Here is a 22,867-nt window from a genome sequence, read left to right as displayed (position 1 = left end):
AATGAAACAGGATCTTAAACTCATTAACTTCTTTATCATTATAATTAAAACACATGAGTAAATTGTAACGTTAAAATTAAAATACCCAATCCCCAGACGTAATACGCGAATACTTTTAAGGAGTGACGTTTTAAATACTGAATCATCCACGAAACGGCTATGTAACCGAAAAACGCAGCTGATAACGTTCCAACAATTAAAGATGTACTAGAAATAGATTCTGCTTTCCCTTGAAAAACGTCTACAAATTGCAAAATGATAGCTCCAACAATGGCTGGTGTCGATAGTAAAAAAGAAAAGTAAGCAGCAGTTTCGCGGTCTAACTTCCTCCATAATGCAGCGACGATTGTCATACCAGAACGAGAAATTGCAGGAAAAATAGCAACCGCTTGAAATGAACCGATGATAAATGCATCTTTATATGTAATGTCATCCATTTTTTTACGACCATTCTTTTGTTTATCCGCCATGTAGAGAAAGAACCCTGTCACTAAAAACTCCCAACCAATCGTAATACCTGTTTTTGAAATATCCTCAAAAAAGTCTTTAAATAACAATCCAATCACAACCGCAGGTATCGTCCCGACAATAAGTAATAGCATTAGTTTTGAAAATGGATTTTTAATTAAATATATAAATTCTTTTTTGTAATAAATAAACACTGCAAGTAAAGTGCCAATATGCAGCATCGTATCTAAAAACAATCCTGCTTCATCTAATTGAAACAAATGTCTTCCTAAGTAAAGATGACCTGTACTACTTATCGGTAAAAACTCTGTTAAACCTTGTATGATTCCTAATATAAAAGCTTCTAACCAATTCATGATGGTCCCCTTTCTTGTTTGCTTGTACCAATATATGAAGGTTAAATTTTCGATATGAAAAAAACTATATTTCTCTATGAATTTACTTTCATTTTATGGATATATATGTAAAGAGGATTGAGGAGGGTTATTATGTGGAAGCATACAAAATTCGGCAATGTATTACTTTGGCTAGGACCGATCCTTGTGTTTGTAGGATTATGTATGACAAATGTTATTTCTGATATTACTTTCTTTTTGGGAAAACATAAAATGATTGGAATTGTACTTATATGTATAGGAGTATGCTGCTTTATTGCTGCGAATCATTTAAAAAAAGGAGAAAAATATGAGGAATAAATTTAAATAAAAAACAATCCCAGTATATGTACTAGGATTGTTTTTTTATTACTTATTTATAGAATACTTTATCAACGTTATATTTTGCTTTGTATTCATTAATGATATATGTTTCATAAATTTCTCTTTCTGTTGGATCTTCTACGATACATGCATCAATGCGGTATACTTCATCACGGTGATTTTTAATTGGTGAAACATTGTCTTCGAAATGCTTCTTAATACGTTGTCTAATTTTACGAGCTTTACCTACGAAAAGTAGTTCGTCATTAATATTGTAAAACATAAAAATGCCGCCTTTATCTCTAGGGAACAAGTGGAAATCGATAAAACCATTGATTGGCGTAATTCTTGGCTCGTCTCCTCTAATAACTTGTTTACGTTCAGTAATTGTAACATCAACTTCAGGGATACTAATTTTAATCAAGTTCATTCACGTCCTCTTTTATTATAAAGATAAATAATAGCATACATATGTAAGAAAAGCTACGTTCAGAGGCATATTTCATTTTATAATTCAAATATTATAGGTGTATCATGTAAACTCTTCTTCCAAATCATATGATCACTTGATTCTCCCCAATAATCTTTCAGTACATAACTAGGCTCTCCAAACTTCTTTGTCCATATACTTTGCGCTTTTCTGTATCCACTATCTAAACAAAATTCTGTTATTCCTCTGCTAAGTAACGTAAGAAACATTGTATGTAGCAGTAAACTCCCGATACCCTTTCTTTGATACTCTGGAAGTATAAATACAGTTCCTATTTCATACAAATCCTTAAGTACACCACCTGTACAACTAGTAATCAAAGTACTTGCTGGACCAACTTCAATTGTTCCAATGATTTTATCGTTATTTGTATCAATTGCTAATAAAAAGTAACGTTTTTCTCCATTACTATCAAAATCTGTTTTCAAATATTGCTTTTTCATGTTAATTTCATTTTCTATGTCATCCAATAGTTGTGATAATCCTTCGTCTTTATATGTATTCGTAATAACTATACGGAAAAATAAGTGAAGTTCCTCTAAATCATCCAAATTTGGTCTCCTAATTGCAACGTTATACATGTTTTAAGTCTCCATTCTATACAAGTGTTAAAATCATACTCTATATACTCTATTCAACAATATTCTACAAAGCCCTGTATAGATCCAGCAGTATAGAAAGCTCAGTATAAATATAGATAAAATAATTTTTATATCCATAGTTGTATGAATAGCAGGACCAAGTACGGGAAAACGGAAAAGATCTAGAACAATCATAATTCCTATAAGTAGACAAATCGCAGAAAAGGAAATCACCCAAATTCTCCTCTTAAATTGTATAAAGGAAAATCCTAAAGCTATACCTAATAAGCCTGTAGTAAAGGGAAATACAATTAGTTCACTAGGCTCAATAATAAATAATAGGAAAATAGTAAGAAGATAAGAGAGTACTCCCTCACGAATAGAGTAGCAAATAGCCAAAAAAATTGGTAATGTCGCAAAAGGACTAATGAATAATCCTATACCAGGAATTAAGTTTCCAGCTGCTTGAAACATGGTGGCCAAAGCACTCATTAAAGCAGTTATGACTAACTTATTTGCTAGGGACAATTTTCTTTTATGAACAAAGTTCGCATCATTCTCTATCATAAGTTGGCACCAATAACGTACAAACCGATTCATCAAAATACCCCCTAAAGATATCTAATTCATCACTTTCTATCTTATTCATACACTATTGGTTTATGAGCTGCTTTCTACTTGTTATGAGTTACTATACAATAAAAGGCTTTTAGGGGGATAAATTGTACGTTTTAAAACAAAGTGAATTCTTTATATTATTAAACTACGAGTGTATATCGTGTTAAGGAATAATTTCAAAAATGGTACCTTTGTTAAAATCAGTTACTTTCATAGAACCGTAAACTCCTAAATATAACCTAGTTTGATCCAAATTTGTTCCTAAACTCATATAATAAGCTGCTTGCGTACCAAAATCATAATTGGTTTCAATAACATGAAAGTCAGTATGTTTACCACCTATACCGGCTCTAGTATATGCTAAAACACCTTTAACTGGCGGCCGAGATTCTTCTTTCTTAGCAAGATCAGTAAATACAACGCTACCATATAAATTTGGGATTGCAGTTCCCATATATGGCTGAACGCCTGTAAGTGAAGTTCCTCCAAACTTATCTGGTCTCGGGTCTTTATGAAAATAACTAATGAGTGGCTGCATACGCTTTGCGGATAATTCTATTGTTTCATTATAATAAACCATTGTTCTCTCATCTAAAGTAGGATTATCAGCACAGTGCTGTATAAAAGAAGTAGGTAATTCTCCTTCCCATCCTCTCCAACCAAAATTAATAAATCCATCTTGATTAGAAGTCAATCTCATTACATGCATTTTAATAAGTTCGGTAACCGGAATTGGTTTATATTGAACAAATGAGAAAATAGACTCTACAATATCTTGCCCGACATTACCGGCGTATTTGATATATTGATTATAAAATCTTTGGAATGAAATACCGGTTATATTACGAACACCTTTCGCAATTAATGTAAGTGTTTCTTGTATAGATAGAGGAAGTTCATTAAAGCGTGTAACGACTGGGGAATTATTTATGAATGTATCTCTACTTACATCGATTTCAATTATTTTACCCGCTATTTCTAAATCATCTTGACTTAAATTAAACGGATCATAACCCGACCCACCATCTCCATTTGTAAAAACAAGTTTTCCCGTTTCTGGAGAAAAATTTAAAGTATTTACTCCATTATGATTAAAAAATGGGCGTTTTATATTAAGTAATGTTCTTCGTTTTTGAGGTTGACCGTTTGATTGTAAAATCCATTCTTCAATTGTATCAATATGATCATATTGCGTATCTCTATTTGTCCACTTTAAGTTTAACGTTTTCGGGTCACAAGGATTCGGTTTAAATTGTTCAGAAAGTGCACCGGGTCCTTGAGTTCCAGCTACTGAATAATGAAGATAAAATAAACCGTTATGATTAAATTGTGGATGAAATGCTAGTCCAAGCAATCCACGTTCATCATAGCCGCTACTAGCAACACCTTCTTCAAATGTACCTAATTTAATAATTCGGTGACGAATATTTAAAAATGTCTTTATATCTCCGTCTCCTATGTAAAACACCTCTCCTAATTGGGTTGCGATAAATAGTCTTTCAACTGATTCACCTGGAAGTATTGCTGTTTTTATGACAGTCGGTAAATTTATGTTATGAACAATGGGTCGTAAATGAACCTTAACTTTTGTCAATTAACTTTACACCCCTTTATATTCTTTTTAATAGAAGAGTATGATTAGAGTGATCTCATTAGTATCAAATAAGTAGCATTCCTTTTTATTACAATTCTGTATATAATGTAATTATAAATAAACTAGGGGGCTACTTATGACACTTTTACTACAAATCATCTTACCACTTATATTTGCACTATATTTATTTACCCTCTATCGTAATACAACTATTGGAAAAGCTGCTTTTCTTTTAGCGGTCATTATTGGGATTTTTGGATTAGAGAACATTTTTCAGCATGCTAATCTTACAGATCATGCTATTTATCCATATTGGGGCAGTTTGAAGGCTGTTGTTATCGTTTTATCAGTCGTATTTCTATTTAAAAAAGGTGGTTTAACAGGAAAATATTGATTTGTAATGCTATACATATTTTATTGTTACACTGCTTTTGATTTATAAAAAAAGAAATGTTTATGTAAAAACACGAAGGGATGTGTTACATATGTCTATAAATATTATTTCTATAGTTTCTATAATAATATGGATTGTGTTGATTACAGAACTTATAAAACCTTCAAAAGAACAGAATGGACGAAAAATAGTAATGTTATTAACTACTGGTTCCGCATCAACACTTATTTTGACGGTTTCATTTATTCAAAATATCTCGTTTTGGAATTGATAGTGAAATAACTAATAAAAAAATATATAAGATTAGGACCGTATATTTTAGAAATGTACGGTCCTTTTATTTACTAGTGGTCCACTTATAAGTATGTGATCTTTTTACAATTCGAATTTCTTTTTAAGTTTCTTATATTTTCTATACGAACGTCTAACAATGTTTAACATAAAATACGGTATTTTAACAGGGAAAGGCAATTTATAAATGAAAGGCAAATAAAATGTAAAATATGCCTTTTCTAGGTCTCTCCACTTACTATCTTCTTTTGTTTTTAAGAAATCAGATACATCGACTACATATCCCCTTCCTTTTTCCATCATCACATTTTTTCCGTGAACATCACAAGGAGTTAATCCTTGTTTCCTTGCATACTCTAAAGCTTTATTTATATCAAGGATTACCTGCTTAGGAATTTTAATTCCTTTATGAATAGCATCGTATAAGGTAATTTCTTTTAAACGTTTCAATACTATAAAATTTTCTCCTTTATATATAAGCTTTGAATAAGAAGGATGATTTCCGATTCTGCGGTATACTTCTGACTCTTTTTCAATTCCTTCTCCTTCTCGCGCGTAAACTTTCACTACCCAATCTTTGTATTTGCTATGCATGAATACTGCGGCATAATTACCTTTCCCTAAACACTTCCAAAGTCTAGGAATATCTTTAACTACTACAGGCTCAAATTCGTCCTCACTTCTTATGATTACCTCTTTTAATAATTCATCCTTTATCAATCCCACAAAACAATTTACACTCATCATTTCCACTCCGGTTTTGCTAAAAGGGGCTTACCCACATTTTAACGAAAATATACACTAAGCGAATTTTAGCATAAAACGAGTCATCTTTCTTCTTCAATTAAAAAGATGGCTCGTTTTATTTGAACTGTTGAATACTTAATATGTATTCCGCTATTCAGAGCCAAAAACCATACAACAAAAAAATAATTCTAACTATTTTCATTTTTTCAGAGGCAACTGTATAGAGCTTTTCTTAGTGCAAGTTCTCTTGGTTCATTGACCATGCCAAATCCATGTTTGATTTTTAGTAGTGTTCAATTCTTGTTCCTCTACTATCGTTGTTAGCTAACACTTTTATTGATTTAATAGTCTTTTGTTTAATTCCCACAATGCTGTTTTATTGCTATCCCACTTCAAATACGTTACGGCTTCCTCAAAGCATAACCATTTATAATGTAAGTGTTCTTTAGATAATGAGATGTTTTTTGTAGGTACTTTAACTCCAAAAGAAAATTCTTTTATTACATAAACGTCATCTCCCCAAAGGAATCCTCCAACTACATCCTCTACTGGTAGTGAAGACACAGAATCTAATTGTATATATGAACATTCTCTTGTAATACCAGCCTCTTCAAACGCTTCACGTCTTGCTGATTCAATAGGAATCTCACCGTCTTCTCCACCACCAGCTATGCCTTGCCAATAACCATAATCACTTCGGTTGAAAATCGCATATTGAATAGAATCGTAATTTTTTATATAAGGAAATATTAATACTTGATATGGTGCTCTCATTGCTTAACCTCCTCTCGAAAAAAAGCTTTAAATACATATGAATAAAGAGCCGACATCATAATTCTACATTAATAATGCAGGTTTATGGTGTCAGCCCTCTATTTTTGAAGAATTTTATTTTTCATAAACTGTCCAATTCTTCACGAAGAAAAAAACGCTTATTTTCTATCAAATTTGCTTAGTGTATTTTTTTCATACCCGGTGTTATTCAATTGCGCCTGCAACGTCATAATCGTTTAAATCTAATTCAATTGGTTGTCCTAGCGCTAATTTAGCGAGTTCTGAACCTAAATATGGACCAGCAGTTAAACCTGAAGCTCCTAATCCGTTTGCAACAAGAATACCGTCTAAGTTAGGAAGCGGTCCAATAACAGGTAAGAATCCTGGAGTAAACGGTCTAAATCCAACTCTCGTCTCAAGCATAGTAGCATCTTCTAAGCCAGGTGCAACTGTTAATGCTTTATGGAATACTTCATGTAAACCACCAGCCGTTACACGGTGATCGAAACCAGTATCATTCTCATGTGTTGCACCAATTACGACATGGCCATTGTCAAATGTTAAAATGTATTGATCATTTGGCGGCATAACAACTGGCATATTTTCTGTTGCTGTATTTTCCATTTGCAAGTGAACAATTTGTCCTTTTTGGAACGTAACTAAGAAATTAATTCCTAAAGGGTTTAAGATTTCGTTCGCCCATGCACCTGCAGTTACAATAACCTTTTCTGCTAAAATAGTTTCATCGTTTACTATAACTCCCGTAATATGATTACCTTCACGGACTAATACTGCATCTCCTTTTATAAAAGTTGCACCATGTTTTTTCGCAGCGCTTATTAATGCATTACGTAATAATCTTCCATTTACTCTTGCAGCACCACTAATATGAACAGAACTAAATTCTTCTGATAATGCTGGGAATAATTTTTTTGTTTCTTCAGCTGATAAGCGAGTGATTTCACCAATCTCTGGGGCATCTTCACGACGTTTGTACGCTCGCTCTTCCATTTGATCAAGTTTTTTCTCATCGGTATGTAAACTAATTGCACCTACACGGTTATAACCTGTGTCCGTTTCACCGTCATCTTCTAATTGCTGAATTAACGAAGAATAGTAACGTGCACCGCCTTTAACGATTTTATACCATGCTTTATTACGACGTTGCGAAAGCCATGGACAGACAATACCTGCTGCTGCATCTGTTGCTTGACCTACTTGTTGACGATCCACGATAATAACATTCGCGCCAGCCTTAGCAAGATGGTAAGCAGTAGACGCTCCTAAAATACCCGCTCCAACTACAATATACGATTTCATTTCAAACACCTTTTCTCTTTTGCTAATTATTTAAATATAAGAACATACTTTAGTATACTGAAAGGAATCCTTTTTTCAATGTGCCAAATGCAATTAATTGTTGCATCATTATGAATTGCCTAGCCTTACTTTTTCTTTTTACGAAATAATTCAATTGTTTTATATCTTTGCGAAAGAATTTCAATCATTTTCTCAAGACGTTTTTCACGTGTTTTTTCTTGTTTTACAGAAAATAAATTACGTGCCCAATCTTTTTTGTATCCAGGTGTTAAACTTTGATAAAATTTAAGTTCATTTGGGTGATTTGCTAATAAAGCTTCAACATCTTGAATTCGATCTGCATAATCAGCTACACATTGGCTCATTGCAGGCGTTTTTGTCGCTTTTTTCTTCTCACGCTTTAAACCTACAACAGTAAAAACATCATCCATACTTACCATTCGCGCAAATTTAATATCGCTTTCTCCCACATATCCATCTTCTCCAACGTTTAATGCTGGAAACATCTCATCACGGTGAATAAACGTACTGTAGCGAGAATTACCTTTTTTCGGATATGCGAAGAATACGTATCCTTTTTCAATTAATAATTCTTCATTACTAATAATATAATTCGTTTGTTTCACCATTTCATCCAGTGTTTCTACAAAAATAAAAATGGCATCGTGTTCTTTTGAAAATACAGTTTCTTTTCCTTTAAAAACTTCGTAATCACTTGGTTCATTAATAACAACCATATTCGTATACTTATTAAGTTTCAATTTATCGATAATTGACATGAAAATCTTCCTTTACATTCAAAATTCATTGTTTATAATTTTTCATACTGTTCTAGTGTATTATATCTATTAAGAAAATCAAACTTTAATAGTTGTTTTAAATTAAAATTAATAAAATAGCCGGTTCTGAACAAGAACCGGCTAGCTATTTGTGTTATCATAACTCAATAGCAAATAAAGTATATAAAAGCTCTCTATATTGATCTTCTGTAATTTCACGTTTCGTTTTTTCACCATGAACTATTTCAGTGAAACTAGTATTGGTTAAAGAGACATGGCCAGATTCCGTCAATTTGACTGCAATCGGTCCTTTATTGAAAATAGATTTCTCATCTTCTACTACTCTTTTTTGAACGTCATACACTACTGCCTCATCAATGATACGATTATAAAAAGCATGACATACTTTCCACTCACCGTTCGTATCTTTTCTTTCTAGAACGTAATTCCCTTTACTCGTATCTTTTCGTCTCACTCGATACGTACCATTTTTAGAAGAAACAGGCTCACCAGTAAAAGGTACCGGGACTAGAGGTACTAATGAAGCGATACCTACATCAATTACGTATCGTACGTTATCATAATTTAGAATAATCGTTATATGTCCATCCTCAAGTGCCCATGCCTTTATATCATTTTTATATACGGTACCTAATGCGAGTCGTACATCATAACCACAATCTTTTAAAAAGTAGTAAAAAAGAGTATTTAATTCATAACAAAGTCCACCGCGGGATCTAGTTAAAATTTTATCCTGTAAATTTTCCATAGTAATTGTATTCGTATTACGTGCTATAACATCTAAATTCTCAAATGGTATAGTGTGTGCAAATGCAAAGAGAATTGTATTTAATTCCTCAAATTTCACTTCAGTACGCTTTGCAAAATTCAATCTTGTAAAAAGCTTATGTTGTAGACTTGTCATAGTCAGCACCCCTTAAAATGTATAAGTTAAAATAGTATATACTGATTGTAATTTTGATAGGGTACTGAAACAATGTACATTTCGTTTAACTGTACCGGTACAAAAATTCTAACCAACAAGATTACTTAAGATAAGAAGCTACGAATACAAATGTAATAGTTTGTCTATAGGTAAATTATTATGATCGCTTAAATCAACAAAATACTGAAGCTGCCACATTTGGCTCTTTTTAGCTTGATTGCTGACAGGGTTATCCCATATAGGATAAATTCTCATAGCCATCTTGCCTTTTTGGTTTTGTGTTCTCAAGATTTTTTCCTTAAGAAGAATCTCTTTTGGGAAAATAAATTGTCCTAGTTTATTATCATCTATACAATTGATAACTAATAAGTCAGGAGCAGCGTCATAAGAAAACGCTTGATTTTGCATATTGTCATCTTTCTCCCAAAAAGAAACAAATTGACCAATTTTATTAGGAGTAATTTTTGATTTTCTAAAACGAATGGTTTTGTTATTTAAGTGAAATATACATCCTGCATATTCTACGTTTTGCTTTTCTTCTTTTACATTCGTTATCATTAAATTAATAGGTTTGTAAACTATATTGTCTAAATTTCGGATCGTATCATTATAATTGTTCAAGAAAACTCCCCCTTTGTTCATTTCTTAGTTTAACACAAACATCAGTTCTTCTACATTGTATAGAATGTATATAATCATGAGTGACATGAAAAAGGGAAGATATAATTATTACTTTAATTTACTTTTTACTTAAATAAAAAAGCCTCCATTTGGAGGTTTTTTTATGCAAACACTTCAGGATATGTTGTCGCTAAATACTCTTTCCAATAACCATTGTCTCCATCCATATCATGTAGCCACCAATACATCATTAGCGTTTCTTATTCTTGTTTCTTGCCTTGTATAAATGCCTTATGGGGTAATTTTCTGTACAAAGCGTCTATATTGAATAGATTTTTCCGCTGCATGTAATCATATTCAAACCCTTGTCACTTGTCCTTACTCTTCTTTTTATAATTCCCACTTTACTTTAAATAAAATGTGTTTAACTATTCGTGGGATGAAGAGTGTATTTTTGTAAATAATAAGTTTGTAAAGTATTAAATTGAGGAGGGTTTGTATGCAACATCTTAAAAAAGCTATAAAGTCTGCTTCTAATATGAAATCAGATTTTGCTACAACTGATGCGCAAAAAGTAAAACAAGAAATTCAAAATGATGTAAGAGCAGGACAAGGAGCAATGACTTCTCGAGAAGCGGGGGCAATGCGAGATTAAGAATACATTCCTTACTTGTATTTTTAGTTTGTTTATTTCTTAAACATTTACCAGTAATGAGTGTTTCCATAAAGTCACTGCCCTTAAGTAAAACTTTAAGTGTTTCTTTGTTTTTACTTACAATGCGGTAAATGAAATCTTTCTTAATTATTTGTTTAGAATATAAAAATTCATTACTCCGCAATATTTTTACTTATTATAAAAAAAATGCGGAGTAATATAACTTAATAAACTATCAAAAGTGTCAATCTCAGAATACGGTTTTATTTCAGTCTTATTTGTGATTCTATGAGGATTAAACCATATCCCTTTTATATTTACATTTTGAGGACCAGCAATATCCTTTTCTAAGTCATCTCCAATAAATAATACATCTTCTGGTTGTACATTAAGCTTATTTAATGCTAGTTCAAATATACGCTTATCAGGTTTACTAAATCCCACTTCTTCAGAAATAATGATCGTATCAAAGTAATTGTTTAAATTCGTGTTACTTATTTTAGCCTTTTGCCTTTGAGTTGAGCCATTTGTTATAATTCCAACTTCAAAGTGCTTCTTTATATGATGTAAGAAATGAATAGTATTTTTGTCTATTGAAAAACATTTAGGGAAATTATGATTCCAAAAATCTTGGATATAATTGCGTTGTAACCTATACTTTGGTGGGAATTCATCAAACAATGATTCTAAAACTATCGTTTTATCACTCATGCCGTATTCCCTTTTATCATATTCTTTAAATTTTCGTAGCATATTGTTTTTAACTGTATCACTAACATTCTCATAACACTTTTCTAAAACAAATAAAAACAATTTATCTACTGCCTTATCCCTATTAAGTAACGTATCATCTAAATCAAACAGCATAGCTTTATAACCCATTAAATAAATTCACAACCTTTCTCACATGATTTAAATAATCCTTAGTTCGCATCTTAGACCTTTACTAAATTAGCAAAAAAACTACAAAGTTTGTGGCGTACGCTCTAGAATTTCGCTTGCTTCTTTTATATTTAAACTCATCTCCCTTCTAGTAAAGTATCGAAAGTGTATTTTCAAACAGTTAAAAAAAACTACATGTAATTTACATTATTATACATTAGTTTTTCGTAAATATTAATCGTTCAACTTTTTATATGATAAGTTTTTTCAAGCACACAAATATCCTTCCATAAAAAAGGAAGATCGGTAATAATCCTTTTTACGGAGAATACACAATCTTGAAAATGGAGTTAATACGTTAAACGTCTTATAAAGTTTCCTATTGTATCTCCACATAAACTACAGATAGTACGGCTATAATGACTACCAGAGGTGATATTATGAAAAACTATCATATCCTCGTGGTTGAGGACGATCAGGAAATTCAGGAATTAATTAAACAATTTTTAATGACACAACAGTATACAGTGGTAGTTGCTTCAGATGGACTAGAGGGTATGACACAATTTAATAAGCAATCCTTTGATTTAGTTCTTCTAGATGTAATGATGCCCAATCTTAATGGATTTGAAGTTGCTAAAATGATTCGAAGTCAGTCAAACATACCAATTATTATGCTAACTGCGTTAGAAGAAGAGGAAGATCAAATGAAAGGGTTCGATCTTGGGATTGATGATTATATAACAAAACCCTTTTCGTTTCATGTTTTGATTAGACGAGTCGAAGCTGTACTTAGAAGAAGTTATGATAACAATGTAAATAATCATTTGATATTTAAAGAAGTACGCATTGATGTTGATGCATATCGAGTATATGTAGATGATGTTGAAATTTTCTTAACGACAAAAGAGTTCGAAATTCTACAACTACTATTTCAAAATGAGAGAAAAGTACTGACAAGAGAAAATATCGTAGAGAAAGTTTGGGGATACGATTATTTTGGAGAAACACGAATAATTGATACACATATTAAAAACCTACGTAAAAAACTAGCTATCCCCTACATTAAAACAATAAAGGGTATTGGTTATAAAGTTGATGAATAAAATTTTAAAAATCATGAAGATGAAACGAATTACTTATAAACTCTTTATGACTACATCCCTCATTTTGTTATCCTTTGCAGTGTTGATTTATTTAACTTTATATTTCTTTCTTCCTACGTTTTATGAGCAATACAAAACAGATCAACTTCAAACAGGGATAAAAGAAATAATTGATAAGTCCAAAAATCTTACGTTTCAAGATGCGATACCACTTTTTGATGAATACGCAAAAAAAAATAACGCGATGCTTTCGCTTCAAAATAAAGAAGGAGTAATTATTTACTCGCCTTCATTTTCTTTTATTCAAAGTGGTACACAAACAACAGTAGTTACTAAAGCCACACGATTTGAGAATGCAGGTACCATTAGCAATTCATATAATGTTACGGAACCAATTCAATTCCAAGATGGTAGTTTAACGCTTGTAGTGTTCGCAACATTTCAACCGATTGATGAAGCTTCGCAGGTATTAGTGCGCTTTCTCCCCTATATTAGTATCATTGTGCTCGTAATTGGTATAGGGAGTGCTTATTTCTATTCCAGGTTTATTACAAAGCCACTAATTTATATTAATGAAGGTGCACAAAAGATGGCAAATTTAGATTTCTCCGAAAAAATTGAGGTTCGCTCTACAGATGAGTTAGGAGAGTTATCTAATAGTTTGAACGACATGTCTATTAACTTACAACAAGCTATGTTCGATTTAAAAAAAGCAAATGAACAACTAAAAAATGATATTGAAAAAGAAAGAGAAATAGAAACAAAACGCAGAGAGTTTTTTGCCATTGTAGCACATGAATTAAAGTCTCCTCTTACTGTAATGAAAGGGTACTTAGAAGGGATGATATACAATATTGGCCCTTATCAAAATCGTGATCAATATTTAAAGAAAAATCATCAAATTATTGAAAGTATGCAACAATTAGTTCGTGAAATTTTAAGTATGTCAAAGTTAGAACAACACACTTTTAAACTAAAAATAGAAGAAGTTAATCTTTCAAAGTTATTAGGTACAATCACAAAAGATCTCGAATTTTTCGCTTCTCAAAAAAGCATCCAAATAATAAAAGAAATTGACTCTGACTTTTCTGTTTATACAGATCGTGTTCTATTTGAAAAAGCATGTAAAAATATTATCCATAATGCAGTTATGTATTCACCACATGATGAAAAAGTCTATATCAAGTTAAATAATGATTCTAAACATGGTCAAATCAAAATGCAAATTATAAATACAGGTGTCAATATTAAAGATGAAGATATACAACAAATTTTCAAACCATTTTATCGAATTGAAAAATCAAGGAATCGAAATACTGGGGGAAGTGGTTTGGGACTATATATTGTTAAACAAATTCTTGAAACGTTAAATATAAAGTATACTATAAAAAATATGGAACATAGTGTGCAATTTTGCATGAACATTCCTTTATCTAAAAAACAAACAAACAAACTCCCCTCTTAGTATGGCGAGTTTGTTTGTTTTTGTAGCAAGTATAATCTTATTAGGAATCAATTAGGGGGACTTTTCGTTTTTTAAGCTCTTTATTTCTACCATCCAACTTTAAAATGAAATCAGTAGTTGTTATTCCTTATTCTATCCGAGACGAGGTTGTTATATATGCGCTATCCAATTGAAATTCCCGTTACAAGAAAAACTCACTCTAAATCCATATTAATTTAAATGGAGTGCAAAAAAATGGAGTTTGCGATGCTTAAAAACAAAGATAATAGATATATTAAAAAGCTTAATCATAAATGGAACAAATGTGTTACTAAGATTGTCTATTAAGTATAAAAAAGGTGTTCTTGGTAGTCCTCTCATTTTGTACAAGAGGAGTGCTATCCAGTGCATTTGTTAATTGTATAGGTATGTAAAAACCTATACAAAATCCATATATTCTTGAAAGAAATTGAAAATATATGATAGTTTCAAAGAAGTTTTTTCACATTGCACATTATAAAAAGATACTACCTGTAGTATTACTTTCATGTGTAACGCTTATAGGCTGTTCTAATAGTAATATTCAATCCGAACCATCGAAACAAACCAAACATGAAAATACAGAATGGTCTTTCACGTTCGAATCACTTATTTAGAGTTAATATTTTATGTTTCCTTTCACTTTCAACCATTCTAATGCTCAATCATATTACGCTTATTTTTAGATTTTCCATTTGTAGCTATATTAATCGAGACATTTAAATCTAATTCTTTATTTTGAAGAAATACCCCTCCCTCTTTTTTGTGTTTTTTCCATAATTTATTATTCTGACGATATAAAGAATGTGATAACTGATACGTGTCAATCCCTCTTTCGATTCCTTTTCGGTACGTTGTTTTAATTTCTTTTTCAACTTGGGCCTCTGCAATTTTTTTAATATCATTTACGGGCATAGAGTGTATTAATTGAAAAATATCAGCATCGAAATGGATGTTCATAAGTATGCGTAACTTTCCATTTTTCACAAAATGTTTTGTATCTATCTTCGGGTTTTTCAATACTATATGTCCAATAATTTTCTGATTAAATTTTAAAAGTAATGGAGCTCGTTTCGTATTTCCATCCGTCCAACGAATCCCAGCAATATCATGGCTGTTTAAATGATTTATATATGATTTATCACTTATAAAACCATAACCACTAAATTTTAACATTGGAAATGATGTATGCCCTTTTTTCCAATATGCTTTAGTCGTAGCTATGAAAGGAATACGAGTTGTCATCCCAGGTTCATAATAATTTCTTTGAAATTTATATAAAGGTAAAGGATCTATTATTGTATATTGCTTGGTTATCTCTTTTGGTAAATTAATGATTGTATATAATTGAGAAATATTTAAAATATTATTGTTCGCTAATATATTTTCTAAAGGTTCCTTAGTTCCAAATATCCACATAGTATCTCGAAATTGAAAAAAACGAGAGAAAAAATCATTAAATTGATTTATGTCACCATGTTTTAAAAATCGCTCTGTTACAACAATTGTTTTGAGATGCTCCCATGAGATTTCTTGTTGAGCCCCCTTATAAAAATCAAATGCTGCCTCATCTAAAATGGAGCCTTTTCCCTTTCCAATATAGGCCTGGCTATAATTACGGGTAGTGCTCCCTTCTTGTTTAGCTATGTTAGAGAAATTAATAAATTGCGGACGGATGATATAATTATTATCTTTAAAATCGATACCTAGACTATTTATATATAGAACGTGATGCAACTCTCTTTGATCCCAACACCCTGTTAGAAACGTACACATCATAAAAAGAAATACAACTATTCTTTTATTTTTCTTCATCTGTACTCTCTCTTTTCCTTGTATTATCTTGCGTATGCAATTCTTCAGGTCTTTTTTTCATATACGTGAAAGGAATTCTAAATGTGGCTGCTAGCATACTTTTAAATACAGGGGGTGAATATGGTGTAAAGAATGGGACTCCAAAAGATCGTAAATTCACTACATGTATCGCCATCACAAGAACACAGAAGATAAATCCTACTATACCTAATAAAGAAGACACTACAAATACTATATATCGCAATATACTTATTATCCCTGTTACCGACTGATTAGTTAAAGCAAATGTCGAAACAACCGAGATTGCTATTATAATGACCATAGATGCTGAAACAATTCCAGCACTAATAGCGGCTTGTCCAATAATCAATCCCCCTACCACAGATAATGTTTGACCAAATACCGCAGGAACACGCAATCCTGCTTGCCTCAAAACTTCAAATAAGGTCATCATTATTAGCCCTTCTAAAGGAGCAGGAAAAGGAATCCCTTCTCTTGATAAGCTTAATGTAGCTAACAACGTATAGGGAATCTGATCTGGATGATATGTAATTAATGCTATCCAAATTCCTGGAAGAAATATAGAAATTGCTATCCCCAAAAGACTTACAAGCCGTACAAAGCTACCGAATATATAGAAAAAATCTTGATCTTCAGATGTATTCACAAAAAAAGGAAACGTAACTGGAGCAATAGTGGCTGTCGGTGACCCTTCGACTAATAAAATAAAACGCCCATACAACAAACAATTCACAGCATAATCAGGACGTCCTGTATATTCAACTAAAGGAAATACACTAAATTGATTGTTTGTAATTAATTCTTCAATCTGTGCACTTGAAACAATCCCATCTATTTTAATTTGTCTTAATTTTAATCGAACTTGATTAATGATATCTTGGGATGCAATATCTTTTAAATACAAGAGGGCTACTTTAGTTTGTGTTCTTTCTCCAATAATAAATTCTTCATAACTAAGAGAACTTGTTTTTAGCCTTTTTCTAATTAATCCTATATTTGTGTTTAACTCTTCAACAAATCCATCACGTCCACCACGAATGGTCATCTCTGTATTTGTTTGCTCAACTGATCTTGTAGGTATTTGGGCAATATCAACTATATACCCTTGTTTATATTCTTCAAAAATAATGAGGAGGTTACCTTCAAATATAATTTTAGATATAGTTTCATTCGAATTTACTATATCTAATTTTTTTACTGATAACTGAGGAATTAATGTTGAAAGGTTAAATTCTTCTATAGAATTACTTAAAAGCTTTTTGCAAACTTGAGATGATGTGGCTTGTTTTAATTTTGTATTATCAATTAAGTTTTGACAATACATAAACAATACTGAACTCGTTTTTTCTTCCTCGTCCAATTCATGCTTTATTATTTTTACATCGTTGCATCCTTCAAACCACTCTAGTATTACCTTCTCGTTTAATTCTACTCGTTTGTTCATCTACGTTGTCTCCTTCAAACTCAGCAACCTCATATAAATTATATACTCATACTCTTTCAAGAGCTTTTCTTAAATTTAACAACCCATACAAACACCATTAGTAATATAGAAAACAAAAATAGTCCTATTGCTGAAACTGGCAAAACAATTTGAGATACAAACCAATAGAAACTAGAGTCACTGATGGGTAGTATACTTATTACTAAAATACATGAAAGTATTGCAAACATAACCCGATTTCTTGTTTTCCGATTTGTAATTGATAACAAATCTGGAATGAGAAAAACAACAAGCGATAGACGAATAAAGATCCCTACAAGCCACTGATACACGGAGAGAAAGTCTAAATTTTCAATGTACCTTCCTATTGACACAAGTCTCCATTCTTCAAATGCTGGATATCGTTGGTTTGCTGCTGCGAAAGGACCAAATTCTATAATAGCTGCCATAACTGGGCCTATTGTGATACCAATAATAACAATACCTAAAGCAATCAATTGATATAATTTTACTTTTGAACAAATATGATGTTGTAAAAAAAGAATAAAAATTAATTCTAGAAATCCTGCTGCAGGATAAACCATCCCCCTAAATATTGGATTCATTCCATTTTCCATCATTGGCTGAAGTAAAGAATAATCTTTATGTGGAACATTTGCAAACATTACAAAAAAACCAAGTAAAAATACAATTGGCAACAAAACACCTGTTGTAAGTGCAATAGATTGAATTCCTTTTGTAGCATTATAGAGACAAATCAACAAAAAAAGTATTCCTAATACAAAGTGAGGTGTTTCTGGTAAATAAAAAGAGAAAAAGGTTAAGGTTTCTTTTAGTGCAACGACACCAATCGTTATTAAATAAAGTGCAACTATGAATATGATTGGATATACACTGAATTTCCCGAAATTATTTTTTAGCCACAAAAACAAATGTTCATTTTTTATTTTTTTATATATGATGAATATTATTGAAATCCAAAGCAAGTATAGGATGCTTACTAATATGATAGAGATCCACGAATCTCTACCTGATGTATCTAATAACATAGGAATCATAATGACATGATTAATTATCCCAATACTACCAATGAGTATCATAGAAACTTGAAATAAAGTAATTGTTTGCTTATTCATACTTACCACCATGTTTAGTAATGAAGAAATATTACATAGTATAACTGATACATTACTTCTTTATTCCAAATGGTTAGCACTTAGAGACATGGACAATTAAACTTTTTTTACATTAGATGTAAGTTAGCTCCTTCTATTCTATACATAATTTCTTTAGGCAGGTATACTATAAACACAATAGTTCTAGAAAGGTGATGATGTTATGTATGAACAACAAAATAATAGAGATAGAGATCAAAAAATGATGTTTTCTATGCAAGGAGTTCCCACAAATAAAATTAACATGAATCAATTACCTAAATGGATTAGAATCTTCGGCTATTGTGCATTTGGCTGGATGATAGTATTTAGTTTAATTATGATAATAGGTTTAATTCTTCAATAACTATGCAGATAAACAGTTAAACGGGACAGTAATTAGATCATAGATCTAATTACTGTCCCGTTTTTTATATGTAATTCTTCAATAATATAGGTAACTGATCATAGCAAAAAGAACCTGTAGAATATCCTACAAGTTCTTTTTCAAATTTAGTTAAAAAGGAAACAACAAAATATCTTAACATTCAATACAGGGAGACCATTTTGATTATGGCTTGATTTTATTATATATCAAATATAAGCTTTTGAAATGAGTGATATTTGAAAATTATGTGAATTAAAAAGCTAAGATGTTTGTATTAGATTTGGTTTACGACCAACTTCTTCTTACTTAAATACACTGCACGATCTGATTTTTTAGCAACTTCCTGTGAATGCGTTACAACAATAATACATTTATTCTCTTTATGTGCAAGTTCTTGAAACAGTTCTATAATATCCATTGCCGTTTCTTCGTCGAGGTTTCCTGTCGGTTCATCTGCAATAAGTAAATCAACATTACAAGATAACGCTCGAGCAATTGCTACACGTTGTTGTTGCCCGCCACTTAGTTGCAGGACGTTTCGTTTCGCTTCAACTTCTGTGAGTCCTACTTTCTCTAATAATTCTAATGCCCTTACCATCTTATTTTTCACTTTGACACCTGTAATTTCCATTGCTGTTAGGACATTTTGAAGAGCAGTCATATAGGTAATCAAATTATAAGATTGGAAAATTACAGATACATTTTGATTACGGTATCGATCCAAACCAATTTTTCGAATATCTTTGCCATTATACAGTACGTAACCATTTTTAGGGACATCCAGTCCACAACCTAAGCTTAGAGTTGTGGTTTTTCCAGATCCGGATGGTCCTAAAATTGTGTAGAAATGACCTTTTTGAAAAGAAAAGTTAACATTGTCTAGTATCGCTACATTTTTTCCATTACTTTCATAATAATAATCCAAGTTTTTAAATTGTAAAATCGTTTCCATATCGCGCCTCCTTATTCATCTTTTAAAAGAATTTGTTTTGGATTTAAACGTAGAATAGATAATGCCGGAAGAAGCGTTGCAATTATAGCAATAGCTAGTCCAATTCCACCCATTTTCCCTACATCTTCTCCTGTTACACTTACATCAATTTTATCAATTGGATTTTCTTTTTGATTTTGTAGAGTACCACCAGGCCCAGCCATCATTACAGTACCATGTTGCGAGGTATCTGTTTCTTCGCTCGCAGTAGCAATTTCACTCGAAAGTAAATTATTCCCTATAAATTGAGAAACTTTGGCTCCTGTTGTTATGGATAATCCAAATGCTAAAATAGCGATACATACTACTTCTACTACGAACTGCGCCATCAGTTTCCACTTTTTCTCTCCAATAGATAACAAAATCCCCATTTCCTTACGACGCCCTTTAATTGATAGCATAATGATTAACCCTAATATAATCGCACCTGCAATCGATACAATATAAATAATCATTTGAGAAGTAGAAGAGATATTTTCGATAGGACCAATCATTTGTTTGTACAATGAATCATGTGCATCTAATTTAAAATAATTAAAATCAATATTAGATTTTTTTGCTTCTTTTTTAAATGCATCAATGTATTGTGGGTCATTCAAGAAATACACGACTTGAACACTATTTATACCTTGATCTACTTCTAATTTTTTCATAGTTGAATGCGGCATATATAGTTTATTAGCTGGATCCATTATAGGAGGGGCCTGTTGACCCATTGCTTGCTCATTCGTTTCGTAAATACCGATAATTTCAATCTCGAGGGTTTCCTTCTTATCCCCTGATTGCACTTTTACTTTGTCTCCTACTTTCAAATTGTTTAATTCCGCTAATCGTTTTTCCATTAAAGCTACATTCTGATCTTTCATCTGTTCTGTAATTGGTTTTCCATCTATGATTTTACTTTTTCCATTTTTAAAGCTTTCTTGTAATGCTGTCTTGCGAACTCCCTCAATCGTAAAAGATGCATTCATATCTATTTCTGTACCTGAGCTTGAACCGCCTCGTACAGCCGCCATTCCCACTTTACCTTTGCCTTCTTCTTCATCTGAGGCTCCTACTAGTTTAAGTCCATCAGAAATTCCGAAAGTGTTAGTTATGTAATTATAGTCTTTTACATATTTTGACTTCGCTAATTGATCTGTTTCTTTTATATTGAGCTGCGGCGGTTTTGGCATTTCTCCAGTTTCTCTAGCTTTTTGACCTAATTTGTCAAAATCAAGACTTAAAGTAACATCTGCACCTAGTTTTTTTCTTGCAGCATCAGCTGCTTTTTTTGATGCATTTTGGATTGTGAACCCTGAAAGAACCAAATTTGTAACAATTAGAAAAACTGCCATCAAAATTAATGATGTTCCTATTCTTTTTTTCATACTGAGAATTGCACGTTTTATAAAATTCATTTTTTCTTACCTCCTTGATAACTTGTATTCTATATATGTTATCTAGAGTCTATATGGAGCTAATCGGTAGTTTATCTAGAGATATAAGGAGTTTATGTGTAGTTATTTATTCATTGGCCTAATCAAGAAAAACCGAAAAAACAAGCCAAAAGCGTAAACGGTTTTGAATATCGGTAAGAAGTTTGTCCATTTAAGGGACTTATAGAAAAAGAAAAGGAGGTTAAGTTTAATTTAATGTATGTAACATGAAAAATATATTTATTGTGCAATTTCTACACGATAAACATAGAAATCACGTCATTTTAAAAGGTGAACCCTTTAATAAAAAATAAGCTATTTTGAATGGTTGGATAGAGTTGAAGAAACTTATATTTAACTATGGGGTCCCGATACATCATTATCAATCTAATATTTTGCAATATCGATAAAACGAAAAAGACGTTATCCTTTCTGTAGAATTTTAGGAAAGGATAACGTCTTTTTTATACTTGTATACTCAAAGTTCCTTTGAATTGTTTTTGGATGGTAAAACATGTTTCTCTACTCTTTCATATTGAGTAAGTAATTGCCTAATAAAAGATAATTTCGGTACTAACCAATACGAAAATACCGCTGAAATACATCCTATTAAAGCCCCAATTGCAACATCAAAAGGATAATGAACCCCTACCCAAATTCGAGAGATTGCTACACAAAGTGCAAGTATAAGCCATAGCCATCCAGTTTTTTTACGAACAAGCCAAAACGAAAAACAAATTGAAAAAAAGAGAATCGTATGGTCACTAGGAAATGAATTATCTACAGCATGGTCGACAAGTTTATTAACATCAGGCAATACTGCAAACGGTTGATAATTTAGATGGAATTTCCCTGCTATTTTCCCGATTACCTCAGCAATTACAAAAGCAACCATCGCTTGAATTACCATCATTCTACTTTTTCTGGACCCAGTAAACCAATAAGCTAAAATAATTAAAGCAAAAATATATACCATATATTCAGCCAAAAATACGATGGCCGGGTTTAGGAATGAAAACTGTTTACCTAAATCATTAATTGTTCGAAAACTATCAATATTGAATTGTGAAAAAGTCATTTTCAACTCCCTCCTTTTTAGTAAGTTGTTTTACGGAATGCCATATACTTTCGTTACATAAATAGTTTTGGTTATTGTACGCATATTAAAATATCAACCTCTTATGACACC

25 protein-coding genes and 1 pseudogene are annotated in these 22,867 nt (G+C 31.7%); 8 read left to right on the top strand and 18 right to left on the bottom strand.

Annotation, left to right across the window (positions count from 1 at the left end; genetic code table 11):
* Positions 1 to 44: 44 nt before the first annotated feature.
* Positions 45 to 824 (bottom strand): undecaprenyl-diphosphate phosphatase, encoded by a 780-nt coding sequence (locus AC0NJG_RS01070; protein ID WP_061182519.1) that lies wholly within the window; start codon positions 822 to 824, stop codon positions 45 to 47.
* A 132-nt stretch (positions 825 to 956) separates the two neighbouring features.
* On the opposite strand from AC0NJG_RS01070, the gene AC0NJG_RS01065 reads away from it, so the two are divergent.
* Positions 957 to 1,163 (top strand): hypothetical protein, encoded by a 207-nt coding sequence (locus AC0NJG_RS01065; protein WP_088325684.1) that lies wholly within the window; start codon positions 957 to 959, stop codon positions 1,161 to 1,163.
* A 52-nt stretch (positions 1,164 to 1,215) separates the two neighbouring features.
* Here AC0NJG_RS01065 and AC0NJG_RS01060 read toward each other — a convergent pair whose 3' ends face one another.
* From AC0NJG_RS01060 to AC0NJG_RS01045, 4 genes are all read right to left on the bottom strand, one after another.
* Complete coding sequence (locus tag AC0NJG_RS01060) at positions 1,216 to 1,596, bottom strand: nucleotide excision repair endonuclease (protein WP_001048949.1); 381 nt, start codon at positions 1,594 to 1,596, stop codon at positions 1,216 to 1,218.
* Positions 1,597 to 1,673: 77 nt separating this feature from the next.
* Positions 1,674 to 2,237 carry a GNAT family N-acetyltransferase gene (locus AC0NJG_RS01055; protein ID WP_087953537.1) on the bottom strand — a complete coding sequence of 188 codons (564 nt, stop codon included), beginning with the start codon at positions 2,235 to 2,237 and terminating at the stop codon, positions 1,674 to 1,676.
* Between the two features lie 33 nt (positions 2,238 to 2,270).
* Positions 2,271 to 2,837: a YybS family protein gene (locus tag AC0NJG_RS01050; RefSeq protein WP_088325686.1), complete on the bottom strand. Its 567-nt coding sequence runs from the start codon at positions 2,835 to 2,837 to the stop codon at positions 2,271 to 2,273.
* Between the two features lie 181 nt (positions 2,838 to 3,018).
* The gene (locus AC0NJG_RS01045; protein ID WP_088325688.1) at positions 3,019 to 4,449 is read right to left on the bottom strand and encodes a PQQ-dependent sugar dehydrogenase; all 1,431 of its coding nucleotides are present in this window, start codon (positions 4,447 to 4,449) and stop codon (positions 3,019 to 3,021) included.
* 136 nt (positions 4,450 to 4,585) lie between these two features.
* Here AC0NJG_RS01045 and AC0NJG_RS01040 point away from each other — a divergent pair, with 136 nt between their 5' ends.
* Positions 4,586 to 4,843 (top strand): hypothetical protein, encoded by a 258-nt coding sequence (locus AC0NJG_RS01040; protein ID WP_087953534.1) that lies wholly within the window; start codon positions 4,586 to 4,588, stop codon positions 4,841 to 4,843.
* Between the two features lie 91 nt (positions 4,844 to 4,934).
* Entirely contained in the window at positions 4,935 to 5,114 is a 180-nt protein-coding gene (locus AC0NJG_RS01035; protein ID WP_103626718.1) for a hypothetical protein, read from the top strand.
* Between the two features lie 104 nt (positions 5,115 to 5,218).
* Here the strand turns inward: AC0NJG_RS01035 and AC0NJG_RS01030 are convergent, their stop codons facing one another.
* From AC0NJG_RS01030 to AC0NJG_RS01005, 6 genes are all read right to left on the bottom strand, one after another.
* The gene (locus AC0NJG_RS01030; RefSeq protein WP_173601659.1) at positions 5,219 to 5,881 is read right to left on the bottom strand and encodes a protein kinase family protein; all 663 of its coding nucleotides are present in this window, start codon (positions 5,879 to 5,881) and stop codon (positions 5,219 to 5,221) included.
* A 333-nt stretch (positions 5,882 to 6,214) separates the two neighbouring features.
* Positions 6,215 to 6,655 (bottom strand): NUDIX hydrolase, encoded by a 441-nt coding sequence (locus AC0NJG_RS01025; RefSeq protein WP_087997285.1) that lies wholly within the window; start codon positions 6,653 to 6,655, stop codon positions 6,215 to 6,217.
* A 204-nt stretch (positions 6,656 to 6,859) separates the two neighbouring features.
* Positions 6,860 to 7,975 carry an NAD(P)/FAD-dependent oxidoreductase gene (locus AC0NJG_RS01020; protein WP_087997321.1) on the bottom strand — a complete coding sequence of 372 codons (1,116 nt, stop codon included), beginning with the start codon at positions 7,973 to 7,975 and terminating at the stop codon, positions 6,860 to 6,862.
* A gap of 125 nt (positions 7,976 to 8,100) precedes the next feature.
* Positions 8,101 to 8,754 carry a YdeI/OmpD-associated family protein gene (locus AC0NJG_RS01015; protein WP_087997284.1) on the bottom strand — a complete coding sequence of 218 codons (654 nt, stop codon included), beginning with the start codon at positions 8,752 to 8,754 and terminating at the stop codon, positions 8,101 to 8,103.
* 157 nt (positions 8,755 to 8,911) lie between these two features.
* Positions 8,912 to 9,679, bottom strand: coding sequence for an arylamine N-acetyltransferase family protein (locus AC0NJG_RS01010; RefSeq protein WP_087953529.1), 768 nt, complete (start codon positions 9,677 to 9,679; stop codon positions 8,912 to 8,914).
* 138 nt (positions 9,680 to 9,817) lie between these two features.
* Positions 9,818 to 10,321 carry a MepB family protein gene (locus AC0NJG_RS01005; protein ID WP_173601620.1) on the bottom strand — a complete coding sequence of 168 codons (504 nt, stop codon included), beginning with the start codon at positions 10,319 to 10,321 and terminating at the stop codon, positions 9,818 to 9,820.
* 499 nt (positions 10,322 to 10,820) lie between these two features.
* Here AC0NJG_RS01005 and AC0NJG_RS01000 point away from each other — a divergent pair, with 499 nt between their 5' ends.
* On the top strand, positions 10,821 to 10,976 hold the full coding sequence (locus AC0NJG_RS01000) for a hypothetical protein (RefSeq protein WP_173601619.1): 156 nt from the start codon (positions 10,821 to 10,823) through the stop codon (positions 10,974 to 10,976).
* Positions 10,977 to 11,165: 189 nt separating this feature from the next.
* Here the strand turns inward: AC0NJG_RS01000 and AC0NJG_RS00995 are convergent, their stop codons facing one another.
* Positions 11,166 to 11,858, bottom strand: a complete 693-nt coding sequence (locus AC0NJG_RS00995) for an HAD family hydrolase (RefSeq protein WP_087997283.1) — start codon at positions 11,856 to 11,858, stop codon at positions 11,166 to 11,168.
* A 440-nt stretch (positions 11,859 to 12,298) separates the two neighbouring features.
* On the opposite strand from AC0NJG_RS00995, the gene AC0NJG_RS00990 reads away from it, so the two are divergent.
* The 3 genes and pseudogenes from AC0NJG_RS00990 to AC0NJG_RS00980 form a co-directional block, all read left to right on the top strand.
* The gene (locus AC0NJG_RS00990; RefSeq protein ID WP_000800744.1) at positions 12,299 to 12,964 is read left to right on the top strand and encodes a response regulator transcription factor; all 666 of its coding nucleotides are present in this window, start codon (positions 12,299 to 12,301) and stop codon (positions 12,962 to 12,964) included.
* Positions 12,957 to 14,429: a sensor histidine kinase gene (locus AC0NJG_RS00985; protein WP_087953526.1), complete on the top strand. Its 1,473-nt coding sequence runs from the start codon at positions 12,957 to 12,959 to the stop codon at positions 14,427 to 14,429. Before AC0NJG_RS00990 ends, AC0NJG_RS00985 begins: the two co-directional genes overlap by 8 nt.
* A 458-nt stretch (positions 14,430 to 14,887) precedes the next feature.
* A pseudogene (locus tag AC0NJG_RS00980) lies at positions 14,888 to 15,031 on the top strand (class A beta-lactamase); the annotation flags it as partial.
* Between the two features lie 70 nt (positions 15,032 to 15,101).
* On the opposite strand, the gene gerXC reads toward AC0NJG_RS00980, so the two are convergent.
* Genes gerXC through gerXB form a run of 3 tightly spaced genes read right to left on the bottom strand, consistent with a single transcriptional unit; the run spans position 15,102 to position 18,863 of the window.
* Complete coding sequence (gene gerXC, locus AC0NJG_RS00975; protein ID WP_474062758.1) at positions 15,102 to 16,262, bottom strand: spore germination protein GerXC; 1,161 nt, start codon at positions 16,260 to 16,262, stop codon at positions 15,102 to 15,104.
* Positions 16,249 to 17,727: a spore germination protein GerXA gene (gene gerXA / locus AC0NJG_RS00970; protein WP_071716335.1), complete on the bottom strand. Its 1,479-nt coding sequence runs from the start codon at positions 17,725 to 17,727 to the stop codon at positions 16,249 to 16,251. The genes gerXC and gerXA overlap by 14 nt, the downstream gene beginning before the upstream one ends.
* Positions 17,728 to 17,783: 56 nt before the next feature.
* Positions 17,784 to 18,863 (bottom strand): spore germination protein GerXB, encoded by a 1,080-nt coding sequence (gene gerXB / locus AC0NJG_RS00965; RefSeq protein ID WP_071716334.1) that lies wholly within the window; start codon positions 18,861 to 18,863, stop codon positions 17,784 to 17,786.
* 202 nt (positions 18,864 to 19,065) lie between these two features.
* On the opposite strand from gerXB, the gene AC0NJG_RS00960 reads away from it, so the two are divergent.
* A complete protein-coding gene (locus tag AC0NJG_RS00960) occupies positions 19,066 to 19,248 on the top strand; it encodes a hypothetical protein (protein WP_071716333.1) in 183 nt (60 codons plus the stop codon).
* Positions 19,249 to 19,543: 295 nt separating this feature from the next.
* Here AC0NJG_RS00960 and AC0NJG_RS00955 read toward each other — a convergent pair whose 3' ends face one another.
* From AC0NJG_RS00955 to AC0NJG_RS00945, 3 genes are all read right to left on the bottom strand, one after another.
* Positions 19,544 to 20,221 carry an ABC transporter ATP-binding protein gene (locus tag AC0NJG_RS00955; protein ID WP_000447846.1) on the bottom strand — a complete coding sequence of 226 codons (678 nt, stop codon included), beginning with the start codon at positions 20,219 to 20,221 and terminating at the stop codon, positions 19,544 to 19,546.
* An 11-nt stretch (positions 20,222 to 20,232) separates the two neighbouring features.
* The gene (locus AC0NJG_RS00950) at positions 20,233 to 21,660 is read right to left on the bottom strand and encodes an ABC transporter permease (protein ID WP_087953523.1); all 1,428 of its coding nucleotides are present in this window, start codon (positions 21,658 to 21,660) and stop codon (positions 20,233 to 20,235) included.
* Between the two features lie 496 nt (positions 21,661 to 22,156).
* Positions 22,157 to 22,756: an undecaprenyl-diphosphatase gene (locus tag AC0NJG_RS00945; protein ID WP_087997281.1), complete on the bottom strand. Its 600-nt coding sequence runs from the start codon at positions 22,754 to 22,756 to the stop codon at positions 22,157 to 22,159.
* Positions 22,757 to 22,867: the final 111 nt, after the last annotated feature.

The sequence above is a fragment of the Bacillus sp. SSR7 genome (assembly GCF_055902415.1).
The sequence above is the reverse complement of the archived record's forward strand: the minus strand, read 5'-3'. Positions and strand labels throughout refer to the sequence as shown.

What these genes read in the sequence shown, in the direction of transcription:
- AC0NJG_RS01060 (WP_001048949.1), bottom strand. Translation starts at nt 1,596, where the DNA reads ATGAACTTGATTAAAATTAGTATCCCTGAAGTTGATGTTACAATTACT.
- AC0NJG_RS00995 (WP_087997283.1), bottom strand. Translation starts at nt 11,858, where the DNA reads ATGGGTTATAAAGCTATGCTGTTTGATTTAGATGATACGTTACTTAAT.
- AC0NJG_RS01035 (WP_103626718.1), top strand. Translation starts at nt 4,935, where the DNA reads ATGTCTATAAATATTATTTCTATAGTTTCTATAATAATATGGATTGTG.
- AC0NJG_RS00955 (WP_000447846.1), bottom strand. Translation starts at nt 20,221, where the DNA reads ATGGAAACGATTTTACAATTTAAAAACTTGGATTATTATTATGAAAGT.
- AC0NJG_RS00950 (WP_087953523.1), bottom strand. Translation starts at nt 21,660, where the DNA reads ATGAATTTTATAAAACGTGCAATTCTCAGTATGAAAAAAAGAATAGGA.
- AC0NJG_RS01055 (WP_087953537.1), bottom strand. Translation starts at nt 2,237, where the DNA reads ATGTATAACGTTGCAATTAGGAGACCAAATTTGGATGATTTAGAGGAA.
- AC0NJG_RS01025 (WP_087997285.1), bottom strand. Translation starts at nt 6,655, where the DNA reads ATGAGAGCACCATATCAAGTATTAATATTTCCTTATATAAAAAATTAC.
- AC0NJG_RS00945 (WP_087997281.1), bottom strand. Translation starts at nt 22,756, where the DNA reads ATGACTTTTTCACAATTCAATATTGATAGTTTTCGAACAATTAATGAT.
- AC0NJG_RS00985 (WP_087953526.1), top strand. Translation starts at nt 12,957, where the DNA reads ATGAATAAAATTTTAAAAATCATGAAGATGAAACGAATTACTTATAAA.
- AC0NJG_RS01065 (WP_088325684.1), top strand. Translation starts at nt 957, where the DNA reads ATGTGGAAGCATACAAAATTCGGCAATGTATTACTTTGGCTAGGACCG.
- AC0NJG_RS01070 (WP_061182519.1), bottom strand. Translation starts at nt 824, where the DNA reads ATGAATTGGTTAGAAGCTTTTATATTAGGAATCATACAAGGTTTAACA.
- gerXB (WP_071716334.1), bottom strand. Translation starts at nt 18,863, where the DNA reads ATGAATAAGCAAACAATTACTTTATTTCAAGTTTCTATGATACTCATT.
- AC0NJG_RS01040 (WP_087953534.1), top strand. Translation starts at nt 4,586, where the DNA reads ATGACACTTTTACTACAAATCATCTTACCACTTATATTTGCACTATAT.
- gerXA (WP_071716335.1), bottom strand. Translation starts at nt 17,727, where the DNA reads ATGAACAAACGAGTAGAATTAAACGAGAAGGTAATACTAGAGTGGTTT.
- AC0NJG_RS00960 (WP_071716333.1), top strand. Translation starts at nt 19,066, where the DNA reads ATGTATGAACAACAAAATAATAGAGATAGAGATCAAAAAATGATGTTT.
- AC0NJG_RS01015 (WP_087997284.1), bottom strand. Translation starts at nt 8,754, where the DNA reads ATGTCAATTATCGATAAATTGAAACTTAATAAGTATACGAATATGGTT.
- gerXC (WP_474062758.1), bottom strand. Translation starts at nt 16,262, where the DNA reads ATGAAGAAAAATAAAAGAATAGTTGTATTTCTTTTTATGATGTGTACG.
- AC0NJG_RS00990 (WP_000800744.1), top strand. Translation starts at nt 12,299, where the DNA reads ATGAAAAACTATCATATCCTCGTGGTTGAGGACGATCAGGAAATTCAG.
- AC0NJG_RS01010 (WP_087953529.1), bottom strand. Translation starts at nt 9,679, where the DNA reads ATGACAAGTCTACAACATAAGCTTTTTACAAGATTGAATTTTGCAAAG.
- AC0NJG_RS01030 (WP_173601659.1), bottom strand. Translation starts at nt 5,881, where the DNA reads ATGATGAGTGTAAATTGTTTTGTGGGATTGATAAAGGATGAATTATTA.
- AC0NJG_RS01000 (WP_173601619.1), top strand. Translation starts at nt 10,821, where the DNA reads ATGCAACATCTTAAAAAAGCTATAAAGTCTGCTTCTAATATGAAATCA.
- AC0NJG_RS01020 (WP_087997321.1), bottom strand. Translation starts at nt 7,975, where the DNA reads ATGAAATCGTATATTGTAGTTGGAGCGGGTATTTTAGGAGCGTCTACT.
- AC0NJG_RS01050 (WP_088325686.1), bottom strand. Translation starts at nt 2,837, where the DNA reads ATGAATCGGTTTGTACGTTATTGGTGCCAACTTATGATAGAGAATGAT.